At 32.4% G+C, this 14,928-nt stretch carries 17 protein-coding genes; 13 read left to right on the plus strand and 4 right to left on the minus strand.

Annotated features, from left to right (window positions below; translation table 11 throughout):
* Positions 1 to 158: 158 nt before the first annotated feature.
* The 6 genes from C8C83_RS08120 to sufD all read left to right on the plus strand — a co-directional run bounded on the left by C8C83_RS08120 (position 159) and on the right by sufD (position 5,113).
* Positions 159 to 488, plus strand: a complete 330-nt coding sequence (locus C8C83_RS08120) for an iron-sulfur cluster assembly accessory protein (RefSeq protein WP_055097560.1) — start codon at positions 159 to 161, stop codon at positions 486 to 488.
* Between the two features lie 79 nt (positions 489 to 567).
* On the plus strand, positions 568 to 2,016 hold the full coding sequence (gene sufB / locus C8C83_RS08125; RefSeq protein ID WP_121327667.1) for a Fe-S cluster assembly protein SufB: 1,449 nt from the start codon (positions 568 to 570) through the stop codon (positions 2,014 to 2,016).
* Between the two features lie 7 nt (positions 2,017 to 2,023).
* Entirely contained in the window at positions 2,024 to 2,512 is a 489-nt protein-coding gene (locus C8C83_RS08130) for a flavodoxin family protein (protein ID WP_121327669.1), read from the plus strand.
* Between the two features lie 13 nt (positions 2,513 to 2,525).
* Complete coding sequence (gene sufC / locus C8C83_RS08135) at positions 2,526 to 3,272, plus strand: Fe-S cluster assembly ATPase SufC (RefSeq protein ID WP_055097564.1); 747 nt, start codon at positions 2,526 to 2,528, stop codon at positions 3,270 to 3,272.
* 38 nt (positions 3,273 to 3,310) lie between these two features.
* Positions 3,311 to 3,679, plus strand: a complete 369-nt coding sequence (locus C8C83_RS08140; protein WP_055097566.1) for a four helix bundle protein — start codon at positions 3,311 to 3,313, stop codon at positions 3,677 to 3,679.
* 117 nt (positions 3,680 to 3,796) lie between these two features.
* Positions 3,797 to 5,113 (plus strand): Fe-S cluster assembly protein SufD, encoded by a 1,317-nt coding sequence (gene sufD / locus C8C83_RS08145; protein ID WP_121327671.1) that lies wholly within the window; start codon positions 3,797 to 3,799, stop codon positions 5,111 to 5,113.
* Positions 5,114 to 5,319: 206 nt separating this feature from the next.
* Here the strand turns inward: sufD and C8C83_RS08150 are convergent, their stop codons facing one another.
* A complete protein-coding gene (locus C8C83_RS08150) occupies positions 5,320 to 5,868 on the minus strand; it encodes a hypothetical protein (protein WP_121327673.1) in 549 nt (182 codons plus the stop codon).
* A 58-nt stretch (positions 5,869 to 5,926) separates the two neighbouring features.
* Entirely contained in the window at positions 5,927 to 7,276 is a 1,350-nt protein-coding gene (locus C8C83_RS08155) for a serine hydrolase (protein WP_121327675.1), read from the minus strand.
* A gap of 222 nt (positions 7,277 to 7,498) precedes the next feature.
* Between C8C83_RS08155 and C8C83_RS08160 the strand changes: the two genes are divergently transcribed.
* The 7 genes from C8C83_RS08160 to C8C83_RS08190 all read left to right on the plus strand — a co-directional run bounded on the left by C8C83_RS08160 (position 7,499) and on the right by C8C83_RS08190 (position 12,353).
* Positions 7,499 to 8,713 carry a cysteine desulfurase gene (locus tag C8C83_RS08160; protein ID WP_121327677.1) on the plus strand — a complete coding sequence of 405 codons (1,215 nt, stop codon included), beginning with the start codon at positions 7,499 to 7,501 and terminating at the stop codon, positions 8,711 to 8,713.
* A 12-nt stretch (positions 8,714 to 8,725) separates the two neighbouring features.
* Positions 8,726 to 9,151, plus strand: a complete 426-nt coding sequence (locus C8C83_RS08165) for a hypothetical protein (protein WP_121327679.1) — start codon at positions 8,726 to 8,728, stop codon at positions 9,149 to 9,151.
* A 2-nt stretch (positions 9,152 to 9,153) separates the two neighbouring features.
* On the plus strand, positions 9,154 to 9,579 hold the full coding sequence (locus C8C83_RS08170; protein ID WP_121327681.1) for a SufE family protein: 426 nt from the start codon (positions 9,154 to 9,156) through the stop codon (positions 9,577 to 9,579).
* Positions 9,580 to 9,776: 197 nt separating this feature from the next.
* Positions 9,777 to 10,187: a GxxExxY protein gene (locus C8C83_RS08175; RefSeq protein WP_121327683.1), complete on the plus strand. Its 411-nt coding sequence runs from the start codon at positions 9,777 to 9,779 to the stop codon at positions 10,185 to 10,187.
* A gap of 155 nt (positions 10,188 to 10,342) precedes the next feature.
* Positions 10,343 to 10,666, plus strand: coding sequence for an SUF system Fe-S cluster assembly protein (locus C8C83_RS08180; protein ID WP_099710273.1), 324 nt, complete (start codon positions 10,343 to 10,345; stop codon positions 10,664 to 10,666).
* Between the two features lie 149 nt (positions 10,667 to 10,815).
* Positions 10,816 to 11,325 (plus strand): DUF2480 family protein, encoded by a 510-nt coding sequence (locus C8C83_RS08185; protein WP_121327685.1) that lies wholly within the window; start codon positions 10,816 to 10,818, stop codon positions 11,323 to 11,325.
* Positions 11,326 to 11,402: 77 nt separating this feature from the next.
* Entirely contained in the window at positions 11,403 to 12,353 is a 951-nt protein-coding gene (locus C8C83_RS08190; protein ID WP_132011718.1) for a DUF3078 domain-containing protein, read from the plus strand.
* Positions 12,354 to 12,518: 165 nt separating this feature from the next.
* Here the strand turns inward: C8C83_RS08190 and hflX are convergent, their stop codons facing one another.
* Both hflX and C8C83_RS08200 read right to left on the minus strand, forming a co-directional pair.
* A complete protein-coding gene (hflX, locus tag C8C83_RS08195; protein WP_121327687.1) occupies positions 12,519 to 13,760 on the minus strand; it encodes a GTPase HflX in 1,242 nt (413 codons plus the stop codon).
* A 191-nt stretch (positions 13,761 to 13,951) separates the two neighbouring features.
* Positions 13,952 to 14,812: a hypothetical protein gene (locus tag C8C83_RS08200; protein ID WP_121327689.1), complete on the minus strand. Its 861-nt coding sequence runs from the start codon at positions 14,810 to 14,812 to the stop codon at positions 13,952 to 13,954.
* Positions 14,813 to 14,928: the final 116 nt, after the last annotated feature.

Consider the following 14,928-nt stretch of genomic DNA (forward strand, 5'->3'; position numbering starts at 1 on the left):
TTGTTATAATAATGTGAACCGTTATGGAAAAAGGTTTTTAAGTCGTATCTTTGCAGATAATTTCATTTCAACATTGAATAACAGCACTTTAAATTGTAATATTAAAATTACTATTTTAAGGAAAATCCGGTTGAAACTAAAAACAAATACCATAAACAATGATAAAAGTTTCTGATACAGCTAAAAAGAAAATCATCGACTTAATGAAAGACGACGGTTTTGACGCTGCTAGCGACTACGTAAGAGTAGGCGTGAAAAGTGGCGGATGCTCTGGTTTGTCTTATGATTTAAAATTTGACAAAACTAAAGGCGACGACGATAAAATATTCGTAGACAACGACATAACAATTGCAGTTGAAAAAAAATCATTTCTATATTTAGCCGGAACAATTCTGGAATTCTCTGGCGGATTAAACGGAAAAGGTTTTGTATTTAATAATCCAAATGCCAGCAGAACTTGTGGTTGCGGAGAATCTTTTTCGCTATAAATTAAAAAGAATCTAACGAAAGCAAAAATTTGAACGCTTAAGAAACTCCATTTTTTTAAGCGTTTTAAAAAACTAAAAAATGTCAAAATACACTGAAGACGATTTAAAAATCGAACTCGAAACTAAAGAATACGAATACGGATTTTATACCGATATTGAATCGGAGACATTTCCTATTGGCTTAAACGAAGATATCGTAAGAGCTATTTCTCTTAAAAAAGAAGAACCAGAATGGATGACTGAATGGCGCATCGAGGCTTTTCGTGCATGGAAAGAAATGATCGAGCCGGAATGGGCAAATGTTCATTATCAAAAGCCAGATTTTCAGGCTATTTCATATTATTCTGCTCCAAAACAAGTAGATCCAAACAAAACGTTAGACGATGTAGATCCGGAACTTCTTGAAATGTACAAAAAGTTAGGAATCTCTGTCGATGAACAAAAAATGATGAACAATGTCGCTATGGATATTGTTGTCGATTCTGTTTCTGTAGCTACGACTTTCAAAAAAACTTTGGCTGAAAAAGGAATTATTTTCTGTCCAATTTCAGAAGCTATCAAAGAACACCCAGAACTAGTAAAAAAATATTTAGGAACTGTTGTACCTCAAAAAGACAACTTCTATGCAGCATTAAACTCAGCAGTTTTCTCTGACGGAAGTTTCTGTTATATTCCAAAAGGCGTTCGTTGCCCAATGGAACTTTCAACTTATTTCAGAATCAATCAGGCAGGAACAGGACAATTCGAGAGAACTCTTGTGATTGCTGATGAAGGAAGTTATGTATCATACCTTGAAGGATGTACTGCACCAAGTCGTGACGAAAACCAATTACACGCTGCTGTGGTTGAATTAATCGCTATGGATGATGCCGAAATTAAATATTCTACCGTTCAAAACTGGTTCCCTGGAAACAAAGAAGGAAAAGGTGGAGTTTACAACTTCGTAACCAAAAGAGGTTTATGCGAAACAAACGCTAAAATTTCATGGACACAAGTAGAAACTGGTTCTGCTGTAACCTGGAAATATCCTTCATGCGTACTTAAAGGAGATAATTCGGTAGGAGAATTTTATTCAATCGCCGTTACCAATAATTACCAACAAGCAGATACGGGAACTAAAATGATCCATTTAGGTAAAAACACTAAATCGACAATTATTTCTAAAGGTATCTCGGCTGGTAAATCACAAAACAGTTACCGCGGATTAGTGCAAATTAGCCCAAGAGCTGAGAATGCACGTAACTTTTCGCAATGTGATTCTCTTTTAATGGGGAACAATTGCGGAGCGCATACTTTCCCTTATATCGAAAGTAAAAATCCATCGGCTAAAATAGAACACGAAGCAACTACAAGTAAAATTGGAGAAGATCAGGTTTTTTATTGCAACCAAAGAGGTATCCCAACTGAAAAAGCGATTGCCTTAATTGTAAACGGTTTCAGTAAAGATGTATTGAACAAATTGCCAATGGAATTTGCTGTTGAAGCTCAAAAATTATTAGAGATTTCTTTAGAAGGATCTGTAGGTTAATTACAAAATGGAAGGTAAAAAAGTAATCATTTTAGGATCATCCAGAAAAAATGGAAACACAACCCGAATTGTGGATGAAATTTCTAAAGATACCGGAATCGATGTAATTGATTTAAGTGATTATAGTATCTCTTATTATGATTACGAAAGCAAAAACAAAGAGGATGATTTTCTTCCTTTAATAAGAAGAATACTCGAACAATACGACACTTTAATTTTTGCAACGCCAATATATTGGTATAATATGAGCGGAATAATGAAGGTTTTCTTTGATCGTTTTTCGGATTTAATCCGAATTGAAAAAGAAACCGGACGAAAACTTAGAGGAAAGAAAATTGGCGTGATATCAAATTCACACGACAATGAAATTGAAGAAAGTTTTTACATTCCTTTCAAAAAATCAGCCGATTATTTAGGCATGGAATATTTAGGACACGCGCATTTTAATGCCAACATCCTAAACCACACAACAAAAATAGAATTGACATTTATATAAAATAAAAAAAACAATGTTATCAATAAAAAACCTTCACGCCTCAATTGGTGATAAAGAAATCCTTAAAGGAATTAATATAGAAGTTAAAGCTGGCGAAGTACACGCTATCATGGGACCAAACGGTTCTGGAAAAAGTACACTTTCGGCTGTAATTGCCGGAAACGAAAACTACGAAGTTACTGACGGACAAGTTTTCCTTGATGGAGAAGATCTTGCTGATCTTGCTCCAGAAGAAAGAGCACACAAAGGAGTTTTCCTTTCTTTTCAATATCCTGTAGAAATTCCCGGAGTAAGTGTTACAAACTTCATGAAAACTGCAATCAACGAAACTCGTAAAGCAAACGGTCAGGAAGAAATGCCTGCAAACGAAATGCTAAAAGTAATTCGCGAGAAATCTGAATTGTTAGAAATCGATCGTAAATTTTTGTCTCGTTCTTTAAACGAAGGTTTTTCCGGAGGAGAGAAAAAAAGAAACGAAATTTTCCAAATGGCAATGTTAGAGCCAAAATTAGCAATCCTTGACGAAACCGATTCTGGTCTTGATATCGACGCATTAAGAATTGTTGCTAATGGAGTTAACAAATTAAAAAGCGAGAAAAACGCAATTATCGTTATCACACACTACCAACGTTTATTAGATTATATCGTTCCGGATTTCGTTCACGTTCTTTACAACGGAAGAATCGTAAAATCAGGCGGAAAAGAGCTAGCATATGAGCTAGAGGAAAAGGGCTACGATTGGATCAAGGCAGAGAATTAAACAGTCTAAAGTCGCAAGTCTTAAAGTCAAAAGAAAATATGAGTAAATTTAATTCTTTCGAAGAAATTAATTCTTGGAAAAAATCAAGAATCTTCAACAAAAGAATTTATCTGATCACTGAAAACTCTAATTTCAAAAAAGATTTTGATTTTGTTAGACAAATTAGACGAGCATCAATCTCTATATCATCAAATATAGCTGAAGGTTTTGAGAGAAATACAGACAAAGAGTTTATTTACTTTTTATATGTAGCAAAAGCATCAGCAGGAGAAGTTCGATCTCAATTATATTTAGCATTTGATCTGGAATACATTATTAAAGAAGAATTTGAAATACTCTTAGAATCGGTAACAGAAATATCGAAATTATTAAGTGGTTTCATAAAATATTTGAGCCCAAAGTCATAAAGTCGAAAGTCATAAAGTCGCAAACTTTATGCTTAAAATTTTTAACCTTTTGGCAAAACAGTCGACAATCCTGAGTCTTTTGACTTTCGACTTTCGACTTTAAGACTAAACAAGAAAATGGATTTAAAAGAAAAATTAGTATCGTCTTTTATGGCTTTTGAAGAGCGTGTCGATGTACATTCAGATTTACATGATATTCGCACCAAAGCACTAAAAAACTTTGAAAATAAAGGTTTCCCAACCAAAAAAGAAGAAGCTTGGAAATATACATCGCTAAACGCCATCTTAAAAAATGACTTTACGGTTTTTCCTAAGCAAGAAAATGCAATCGAATTTAATCAGGTAAAAAAATACTTTTTACATGAAATCGACACTTATAAACTAGTATTTATCGATGGTGTTTTCAGTTCGCATTTGTCTTCTACAACGCATGACGGAATCGATGTTTGTTTGATGTCATCGGCATTGACCAAACCAAAATATAAAATGATTATTGATACGTACTTCAATCAAATCGCAAGTAAAGATGACAGTTTGACTTCATTGAATACTGCTTTTGCAAGTGAAGGAGCTTTTATCAATATTCCGAAGAAAAAAGTTGCTGATAAACCTATTGAGATTATGTATTTCTCAACAGGAAACGAAGCTGCTTTAATGGTTCAGCCAAGAAATTTGATTATTGTAGGCGAAAACTCACATGTTCAAATTATCGAGCGTCACCAAAGTTTGAATGAAAATCCTGTTTTGACAAATTCTGTTACGGAGATTTTTGCTCAAAAACGTGCGATCGTTGATTATTACAAAATTCAAAACGACAATAGTGAAGCGAATTTAGTTGATAATACTTATGTATCGCAACAACAAGAAAGCCACGCTTATGTGCATACTTTCTCATTTGGAGGAAACCTAACACGTAACAACTTAAACTTTTATCACTTTGGTGAAAGATTGACAAGTACACTTAACGGAATTTCCATCTTAAATGACAAACAACACGTTGATCATTATACTTTGGTAAACCACGCAACACCAAATTGCGAGAGTTTCCAGGATTATAAAGGAATTTTCTCTGATCGCTCAACTGGAGTTTTCAACGGAAAAGTTTTGGTAGAAAAAGAAGCTCAAAAAACAAATGCTTTCCAAAAAAGCAACAATATTTTATTGAGTGATAAAGCAACTATCAACGCAAAACCACAATTAGAGATTTTTGCAGATGACGTAAAATGTTCTCACGGTTGTACAGTTGGACAACTTGACGAAACAGCAATGTTCTACATGCAATCACGTGGAATCCCGAAAAAAGAAGCAAAAGCTTTATTGATGTATGCATTCTCAAATGCTGTAATCGAAAGCATTAAAATACCGGAATTAAAACAAAGAATTACTAAAATCATTGCCATGAAATTAGGCGTGAATTTAGGATTTGATTTGTAAAAAATTTAATTTTAAATAAAAAAACCACTCTTTTGAGTGGTTTTTTTATTTAAAGAGCTTCCCAGATTTTTGTCCTGTCTTTTCAGACTTCCCAGAGTATTATCCTGCTCTCTATAAAAACAAAGGTATAACGTTTTTAATCTATACATCAAAAACAGTGATACTTTTTCTCTATCGTCTTTTTTATTACAATTAATTCATCCTACTTAATGAAGATACTCATCTATTAAAGTTTCAAATCCTCTCACTTTAAACATCAATTTAATTTTATCCAAGTCAAATACAATTCCATATTGACCATCTGACAATGTAAAATTTTCTTTTCTTAAAGCGGTAACTACAGTTACTTCATATAAGTTAAGTTCAATAAAATTATATTCAACAATAATGTTTAACGTTTCATCAATCCCAAAAACTTGTTTTAAAACCAATCTTAAAGGTCTGATCTTTTTTGGAGGAAAATTTACAAACCTAAACTTCTCATTTTTAAAATTAAAAAATTTTAATATTTTAAAAGATTTACGAATTACATCCTCAATCATTTCAATATTAATCCCTTCTCTTTTTCCAAAATCATCTCCATGTTGATCTCTAATTGAATAATGTTTATCGATCCAAAATTCTGTAATTATATTTTCAGAAATATTACTAATTTTTTTCGCGTTTTTAGTGCATGCGTTTTCAACGTAAGCAGCTTCATCAATAATAATTTCATGCTGTTCTTTTTTAATTCGAGGTCTCTTATTTTCAGACATACCATAAATATTTCAGCAAAAATAGTAATCTAAATCTTATAAATTTTGAATATGAAAATTATTTCTTCACACTATCAATTATCCCTTTCAAGAACCCATTAAAATCAAATCCCTGATCTTCTTCTTTCAATCCCATTCTAACAATTACCATATCCAGAGACGGAATAATTGCTACCATTTGCCCTTGATATCCGCTGCAATAAAACATATCGCGAGGAACATCAGGAAATTTCCCTCCGGCGTTTAACCAAAATTGAGCACCATATTTTCCTTCTGAAGTATTTGTTGGAGTTGCTGTATATTTTACCCAACTTTCGTCTAAAATTTGTTCACCGTTCCAGTTTCCTTTATGGAGGTACAATAATCCAAATTTCGACCAATCGCGAGGCGTTGCCCATCCGTAAGACGAACCTACAAAAGTTCCCGACATATCTTGCTCGACAATCATCGAATTCATTCCAATTTTGTCAATTACGGCGCTATACCAAAAATCAAGATATTCTTGTTGCGTTTTAAATTGTGCTCTCAAAATTCTGGATAATAAATTCGTCGTTCCTGAAGAATAATTCCAATGTGTGTCTGGCTTGAATTGTGCCGGTTTATCCATTTGAACTTTCCCCATATCTTCTGCCTGAAAAAGCATTTTTGTGGCATCGCAAATCGTGCTGTAATTCTCTTCCCATTCTAAACCGGAATTCATGTGAAGTAAATCATTTATCGTGATAATTTTACGATCATCATTTTTCCATTCGGCAATTGGAGCCGGTTTGTAAATATCAATTTTTCCTTGTTTGGCTAAAACTCCAAAAGCAGAACTGGTAATACTTTTAGTCATCGACCAACCCAGAATTTTACTGTCTTTATTAAAACCCGTATCATATTTTTCGCCAATCAATTTGTCTTTATATAAAACTACAACGGCGCGAGTACGTTTTGCTTTTCCCCCATTTTTATCGAAAGAATCATCAATCGCTTTCTTCAATTTTGAATAATCAACATTCGCAAAAGCGGAATCTTTTGGCTCATTATTCCCGTAAGGAAAAGGAAGATTGTTTACCAATTTGGTTCTCTTTGGAAGCAAATACGGCTTCGAAACATCATAATCATCATTAATCAAAGTTGCTCCCAAACCTTCACGATAAATTGCTTTTCGCTCCTTTAACCCATAAACATTTGAAGTTGCAAATTTTCCGGCATCATTAATCGTATTCGTTGCCAAATCAATCAGATTAATATCATTGTCTGTTTTCTCGATTAATTCTTTTGATCTGTTATCTAAAAAATGACCCGACGCAATACTTTTGGCTGAAAAGCCAGAAATCAAATCAAGTTTCGGATAAGTTGTGAATCCAAAATACAGAAATGCAAGAACTAAAACAAGCGCAAGTAATTTGAGAAATTTTTTCATAATTATAGTTAGATGTTTTTAATGCAATATAATTAATTTATGTTCACGATATTATGAGTCAATTTAGAATTATAACTCGTTATGTTCAAAAAATAGAATTAAACTTTATGGAATCAACACATTGTCTTGTAATTGATAGCACCATAAAAGGAAATTATAGAATAGCCGCATAAAACAATTTAGTTTTAGTACTTTTGTAAATAGAATTTTTCTAAATAAGACATGTTAGACATCCAAAAAATAAGAGCTGATTTTCCGATACTTTCGGAAAAAGTAAACGGAAAACCTTTAGTTTATTTTGATAACGGTGCAACTTCACAAAAACCACAAATTGTGATCGATGCCGAGGTAAAATACTATCAGGAAATCAATGCCAATATTCATCGTGGCGTTCATACATTAAGTCAATTGGCAACTGATGCTTATGAGATTTCAAGAGTAAAAATCCAACATCATATTAATGCTAAATTTTCGCATGAAGTACTTTTTACTTCGGGAACAACACACGGAATCAATCTGGTAACAAATGGTTTTGCTTCTATTTTGAAACCTGGTGACGAAGTTGTAGTTTCTTCATTGGAACATCATAGTAATATTGTACCGTGGCAAATGTTGTGCGAGAAAACCGGAGCAACTCTTAGAGTGATTCCGATGAATGAAAATGGTGAATTAATCATGGAGGATTTTGACGCTTTACTTTCAGAGAAAACTAAAGTTGTAACTGTAAATCATATTTCGAACGCATTAGGAATTATAAATCCTATCAAATATATTATTGAAAAAGCACATGCTGTTGGCGCCGCTGTTTTAATTGATGGCGCTCAGGCAGTTCCGCATTTAAAACCAGATGTTCAGGATTTAGATTGTGATTTTTATGCTTTTTCGGGACATAAAATGTGCGGACCAACCGGAACGGGAATTTTATACGGAAAAGAAGAATGGTTAAACAAATTGCCTCCTTATCAAGGTGGCGGAGAAATGATCAAAGAAGTTACTTTCGAGAAAACGACTTATGCTGATCTTCCTCATAAATTTGAAGCCGGAACTCCAAATATTGCCGGCGGAATTGTTTTAGGAACTGCTGTTGATTATTTAAACAACATTGGTTTTGATAATATTCAGAAACAAGAAAATGCATTATTAGAACACGCTACAAAACGTTTATTAGAAATAGACGGTTTGAGAATTTACGGAACCGGAAAAAATAAAGCTTCTGTGGTTTCGTTTAATATTGACGGAATTCATCCTTACGATATTGGTTCAATTATCGATAAATTAGGAATTGCCGTTAGAACCGGACATCATTGTGCTCAACCTATTATGAACTTTTTCTGTATTCCGGGAACTATTCGTGCTTCATTTTCTTTTTACAATACAATAGAAGAAATTGACACAATGGTTGAAGCAGTTAAAAAAGCAAAAACTATGTTAAGCTAAAAAAACTCTTTTATGAAAATATTATCTTTATTGCTCTTAACGATTTTTATCGGGACAAGTTGTTCAAGCCAAAAAACAGCCGATATGACAACTACACAAATAGAATATTCTGCAATGTCTCGTGGTCTTTACAAAAAGATAATGGTTCAAAATAAAACAGTTTCTATCATTAATGGTAAAAATACCGAAGCTGTAGAAAGTAAAATAAGCGATGCAAAATGGAAACAAATTGCAACAGAATTTTCAAAGGTTAACTTAGAAAGTATTCCAACTTTGAAAGCGCCAAGTGAAAAACGTTTTTATGATGGTGCCGCAATTGCAAACTTAAAAGTAGTCCAGAATCAAAAAACATATGAAACTAAAGGTTTCGACAATGGCAATCCTCCAAAGGAAATAGAAAAATTGGTAAATTTGCTACTGGATTTTACGAAAGAATAATTATGACAATAAAAGAAATACAAAACGAAATAATAGACGAATTCTCGATGTTTGATGACTGGATGCAGCGTTATGAGTACATCATCGAATTGGGAAAAAGTCTTCCGTTAATCAAAGACGAATACAAAACTGACGAGAATTTAATCAAAGGCTGTCAGTCAAAAGTTTGGTTGCAAGGGGAACAAAACGATGATAAAATTGTTTTTACTGCAGATAGTGACGCTATTTTGACCAAAGGGATTATTGCGATTTTAATTCGTGCTTTCTCTAATCAAAAAGCTGAAGACATTATAAATGCTGACACTCAATTTATTGATGACATTGGCTTAAAAGAGCATTTATCAGCAACTCGTGCAAATGGATTGGTTTCAATGATTAAAAATATCAAAATGTACGCTTTGGCTTTTGATGCAAAAAACAAAAACTAAGTAAAAAGTTTATTAAACCATATAAGTTATATAAGGAATTATAAGCTTGTTGGTTAAATATTAAAAAGAAGCAAAAGCCATATTGAACTGAGAAAATATAAGCAGCATGTTTAAATAAACTTATATAACTTACATGTTGAATATTTAAAAGTAAGTTTTATCTTTCTTTTTATTTTTTTGTGTCTTGCTAAGAAAGCATGATTACAAAGAAATATTTGACTGATTTAATTTACCATGTGAATGGAGCAGCAATAGAAGTTCATAAAAATATTGGAGCCGGGCTTTTAGAGAATATTTATCATAAATGTATGATTAAGGAATTATCTCTAAGGGAAATCAATTTTCAATCTGAATTAGTAATTCCGGTTGAATATAAAGGTTTAGAACTTGAATCTGACTTAAGATGTGATTTGTTTATTGAGAATTGTTTGGTTCTGGAATTAAAAGCGGTTGATAAAATCATACCAATTCACATAGCCAAGCTAATGTCTTATATGAAACTTTTAAAGTCTCCAATAGGTCTAATGATAAATTTCAATGTTACAAATATTTATCACGAAGGTCAAAAAACATATGTCAACGAATTATATCGCTGGCTAGAAGATTAAAAAAATAAATAAAAATTAAACCATATAAGTAATTATAAGCTTGTTGGCTAAATATTAAAAAGAAGCAAAAAACCATATTGAACTAAGAAAATATAAGCATAATATTTAAATGAACTTATATAACTTATATGGTGGAAAAAACAAAAAACAAAAAAATGGAACAAGAAATAGACACAAACGAATTAGGAGAATCAATTGTAAAAGTTTTAAAAGGCATTTACGATCCAGAGATTCCTGTAGATATTTACGAATTAGGTTTGATTTATGACGTAATGGTAAATACTGATTTCGAAGTAAAAATCTTAATGACTTTAACGTCACCTAACTGTCCTGTTGCGGAAAGTTTGCCAAGAGAAGTTGAAGAAAAAGTAAAAACAATTGAAAACATCAAAGATGTTGATGTTGAAATTACTTTTGATCCGCCTTGGAGTAAAGATTTAATGAGCGAAGAAGCAAAATTAGAATTAGGAATGCTTTAAAAAAAGTATACAGTTTACAGTCGCAGTTTTCAGTTTTTCACTATAACTAAAAACTTTCGCTTAGCATTAATTTTCAGTCGTAGTTTCCAGTACTCGCTGAGACTAAAAACTGCGACTGGGACTTTTTAGAAGACTGAAAACTAAACAAAATGGAAGAAATCATTAATAAAGTTGCCAATAGTGCATTAGAAGTTTTTGATCTTGAGGATTATTATCCTAAAGGAATGCGTGTGCAAATTGATATTTCGCAATGGCTTTTAGAAGGTTTTTTATTGAAAGAAAAAGACTTTAGAGAGCATTTAAAAAATCACGATTGGTCACAATATCAGGATCAATATGTAGCAGTAAATTGCAGTACAGATGCTATAATTCCGGCTTGGGCTTTAATTTTAGTAGCGGTACAATTGGCTCCATTTGCTAAAAAAGTAGTAAATGGAACAATCGAAGATCTTGACGCTAGTTTATACGAAGAAATCTTACCTACAATTGATTATTCTGCATACAAAAGCAAACCCGTTATTGTAAAAGGCTGCTCGAGAAAGCCAGTTCCTATGCGAGCGTATATTTTGGCTACAACTTACTTACAGCCATTTGCAAGAAGCATTATGTATGGAGAAGCTTGTTCTGCAGTACCTTTATATAAAGAATCTAAGAAATAACTTCCTTTTATAGACAATAAATCCTACACCTTTTCACGGTTTTTAGTATATTTGTTAATACACTTAAATTAAAAACCATGAGAAAGCTAGCTTTATTACTCTTCGTTTTAATGAACTTAACTTTTGTTCAAGCCCAAAATTCAGAAAAAGAATTAATTCAGAATACCGAAAAAGCTGTCAAGAAAATAAATGACACTATCGAAGGAGAAGGCTGGAAAACAAAAGGAACCGTTTCTCTTTTATTAAATCAGTCAAGTTTCAACAATTGGATTGCAGGAGGCGAAGATAGTTTTTCAGGAACTTTAGGAATCAATTATGATTTCAATTACAAAAAAGATGATCTAACCTGGGACAATAAAATCCTGGCTTCTTACGGGCTTTTACAAACTAAAAATGCCGACTATGAAAAAAAGACCGATGACCGTTTTGAATTCAATTCAATTGTTGGAAAAAAAGCTTTTGGTCAATGGTATTATTCTTATTTTTTAAATTTCAGAACTCAATTTACAACCGGTTATTTATATGGCAAAGATGAGAACGGAAAAGAAATCAGAACTGAAAATACAAAATTCATGTCTCCGGGTTATCTTACTACAGGTCCAGGTATTTACTGGACAAAAGATGATAATCTAAAAATAAACTTTGCGCCTTTAACTTCAAAATTCACTTTTGTAGATGGTGCTTATACTTCAGGTATCGATCAGGCAACCGGTTTGCCTTATGTTAGTGGAGATTATTTTGGCGTAGACGCAGATAAGACGATGCGTTATGAACTAGGTTTCTATGCCTCTGTTTATTACAAATTAGCTATTATGACCAACGTGACTGCCGAAAATATTCTGAATTTATATTCTAACTATTTAGAAGATCCTCAAAACGTAGACATCAATTATTCGCTGAATATTGTCATGAAAGTAAACAAATTTTTATCTGCTAACTTATCCTTCCAGGCAATTTATGATGACAATGCTTTTCAAGGTTTTCAAACCAGAGAAGTATTTGGTTTAGGAGTTAATTTCGGATTTTAATTTGAAACTGTATTTTACCGCAAAAAATACAAAAGTCTTTTCTTAGATTACGCTTAATAAACACAAAGTTCGCAAAGCTATATGTAGATTTAGCTTTGCGAACTTTGTGTTTTATAGATACTTTAATATAAAAATATTAGCGCTCTTTGCGGTAATATTTTTTATTTATTCCTCATCTTTTTCTTCTTCTTTTTCGATTGCGTCTTTATAATCCGGATACAAAAATTTATTATAAGGAAATCTCGTGATATGAATCTGACGAACAGCTTCATAAACTCTTTCTCTAAAATCCTCAAAATTTTCTTTATTCGTAGCCGAAATAAACAATGCATTATCTTCGCCTAAACGATGCATCCAAGTTGTTTTCCACTCATCAAGTGTATAATGTCTTGGTGTTTTTTCGGTCATCAAATCATCTTCATCGATCGTCAAATGTTTGTAAGCATCGATTTTATTAAAAACCATTATAACCGGTTTTTCATGTGCTTTTATATCCTGCAAAGTCTGATTTACAGATTCGATATGATCTTCAAAATCAGGATGCGAAATATCTACAATGTGCAGTAACAAATCGGCTTCGCGAACTTCATCCAATGTACTTTTGAAAGAATCAACCAATTGTGTTGGCAGTTTTCTAATAAAACCTACTGTGTCTGAAAGCAAAAATGGTAAGTTTTTAATAACCACTTTTCGAACCGTGGTATCCAGGGTTGCGAATAATTTATTCTCAACAAAAACATCACTTTTACCAACAGCATTCATCAAAGTCGATTTTCCAACATTGGTATAACCAACCAATGCAACGCGTACCATAGCGCCACGATTGCTTCGTTGAATACCCATTTGTTTATCGATCGTTTTGATTTTATCTTTCAATAACGAAATTCTGTCACGCACAATACGTCTATCCGTTTCGATCTCTGTTTCTCCGGGACCACGCATACCAATACCACCTTTTTGACGCTCAAGGTGTGTCCATAATCCTGAAAGTCTTGGTAATAAGTAGATACATTGCGCCAACTCAACCTGAGTTCTTGCGTATGAAGTTTCGGCTCTTTGTGCAAAAATATCCAGAATCAAATTGGTTCTGTCTAAGATTTTACAATCTATAATTTTAGAAATATTTTTTTGCTGTGATGGAGATAATTCATCATCAAATATCAAAGTCGATATATCATGTTCTTTTACAAAAAGATTAATCTCTTCTATTTTTCCTGTTCCAACAAAAGTCTTTGGGTTTGGACGCTCCATTTTTTGCGAAAAGCGTTTAATAACTTCACCACCAGCGGTAAAAGTCAAAAACTCCAGTTCGTCCAGATATTCGTTAAGTTTTTCTTCACTTTGATTTTGAGTTACAATACCTACAATGGCAGTTCTCTCAAAATTTATAACTTCTTTTTCTAACATAGCTTTGAATAAGGTGCAAATTTAATGATTTGTAAGGTACTAACACTTATAGAATTTCTTTTTTAAGTTCTTATTAGCACTTTATCATGTTGTTTTAAAACAGAAACCATCTAAAAATTAGAAACATTAAGAACTTAATCTCAATAAAATCTAATTTTTAAATGGCTTTTAAATTAAGTCTAAAACAAAAATTATTCGTAAATAAATGTTTTCTCCGTTTTTACGATTCCATTTTCTTCAATTTGAGAACATGAAATCGGAAAGTTTAATTTATTGTATTTATATTTTCTGCTTACCGCAACTAAAACTGTAGACGATGGGCTAAAGTTTACTTCGTTATTATAAGAAATTGCTTCGAAGCTAAATTCATCTTCATGATAAGAAATCATCGGTACAATTACTTTATAATTATCACCAAAAAGGCTTTGAACGATTAATTGATCAACAGATTTTTTATCATCAAAAGTATAAGTTTTAGAAATTTTATCACCAACCAAACCTTTATGTTTCACGACATTATCGTTTGTGTAAACATATTCGATTTTACCAATAATTGCTTTATTTCTATCACGTGAAGTACGTCTTACGATAATACCATTTTCAACGATATATTCAATATCATCAACTAAGTTCTGATGATTTGTACTTTTTTTAGTTGTTACTTTTATCCTTGCGCCTTCATAAGCAAAGGTTACAACTTTAGTAATATAATCAGGCCCGTCCTGATATTTCTTTACAAATTTTGTAATGTTGTTATCTGCATCATAAGAGTAATTTACGACTTCTTTCCAATCACTTCCAACTTTGTCTTTTACGGTCATATCCAACAGTCCTTTAGGATTATAAAAGAAATGCTGTACAACATCTGAAGTGGTGATAGTCTGGGTTTTTCCGTCTTTAAACACAACCGTTTTATTTACGATTTCTCCATCTTTAGAGTTTTGATAATTTGTTTTGACAATGTTGATTTGTTTTAATCGCACCGGATTGTCCTGACTGTGCAGCATGCATGGTAAAACCATCATCATGATGGCGATAAAGTAGGTTTTCATGTAGTATTTGTATTAGTTTGGGATGACCAAAATACAAAATTCTATCAGATTTTAACAGTTTAAATCTCAAAAACAGTACACTATTAAATTATTATCTAAAAATCAATACTTTAAAT

The organism is Flavobacterium sp. 90, from assembly GCF_004339525.1.
Lineage (GTDB): Bacteria > Bacteroidota > Bacteroidia > Flavobacteriales > Flavobacteriaceae > Flavobacterium.

What these genes read in the sequence shown, in the direction of transcription:
- C8C83_RS08165 (WP_121327679.1), top strand. Translation starts at nt 8,726, where the DNA reads ATGAAAATATTATCTTTATTGCTCTTAACGATTTTTATCGGGACAAGT.
- C8C83_RS08150 (WP_121327673.1), bottom strand. Translation starts at nt 5,868, where the DNA reads ATGTCTGAAAATAAGAGACCTCGAATTAAAAAAGAACAGCATGAAATT.
- C8C83_RS08140 (WP_055097566.1), top strand. Translation starts at nt 3,311, where the DNA reads ATGAGTAAATTTAATTCTTTCGAAGAAATTAATTCTTGGAAAAAATCA.
- C8C83_RS08200 (WP_121327689.1), bottom strand. Translation starts at nt 14,812, where the DNA reads ATGAAAACCTACTTTATCGCCATCATGATGATGGTTTTACCATGCATG.
- C8C83_RS08185 (WP_121327685.1), top strand. Translation starts at nt 10,816, where the DNA reads ATGGAAGAAATCATTAATAAAGTTGCCAATAGTGCATTAGAAGTTTTT.
- C8C83_RS08130 (WP_121327669.1), top strand. Translation starts at nt 2,024, where the DNA reads ATGGAAGGTAAAAAAGTAATCATTTTAGGATCATCCAGAAAAAATGGA.
- hflX (WP_121327687.1), bottom strand. Translation starts at nt 13,760, where the DNA reads ATGTTAGAAAAAGAAGTTATAAATTTTGAGAGAACTGCCATTGTAGGT.
- C8C83_RS08175 (WP_121327683.1), top strand. Translation starts at nt 9,777, where the DNA reads ATGATTACAAAGAAATATTTGACTGATTTAATTTACCATGTGAATGGA.
- C8C83_RS08180 (WP_099710273.1), top strand. Translation starts at nt 10,343, where the DNA reads ATGGAACAAGAAATAGACACAAACGAATTAGGAGAATCAATTGTAAAA.
- sufC (WP_055097564.1), top strand. Translation starts at nt 2,526, where the DNA reads ATGTTATCAATAAAAAACCTTCACGCCTCAATTGGTGATAAAGAAATC.
- C8C83_RS08155 (WP_121327675.1), bottom strand. Translation starts at nt 7,276, where the DNA reads ATGAAAAAATTTCTCAAATTACTTGCGCTTGTTTTAGTTCTTGCATTT.
- C8C83_RS08170 (WP_121327681.1), top strand. Translation starts at nt 9,154, where the DNA reads ATGACAATAAAAGAAATACAAAACGAAATAATAGACGAATTCTCGATG.
- C8C83_RS08120 (WP_055097560.1), top strand. Translation starts at nt 159, where the DNA reads ATGATAAAAGTTTCTGATACAGCTAAAAAGAAAATCATCGACTTAATG.
- C8C83_RS08190 (WP_132011718.1), top strand. Translation starts at nt 11,403, where the DNA reads ATGAGAAAGCTAGCTTTATTACTCTTCGTTTTAATGAACTTAACTTTT.
- sufD (WP_121327671.1), top strand. Translation starts at nt 3,797, where the DNA reads ATGGATTTAAAAGAAAAATTAGTATCGTCTTTTATGGCTTTTGAAGAG.
- sufB (WP_121327667.1), top strand. Translation starts at nt 568, where the DNA reads ATGTCAAAATACACTGAAGACGATTTAAAAATCGAACTCGAAACTAAA.
- C8C83_RS08160 (WP_121327677.1), top strand. Translation starts at nt 7,499, where the DNA reads ATGTTAGACATCCAAAAAATAAGAGCTGATTTTCCGATACTTTCGGAA.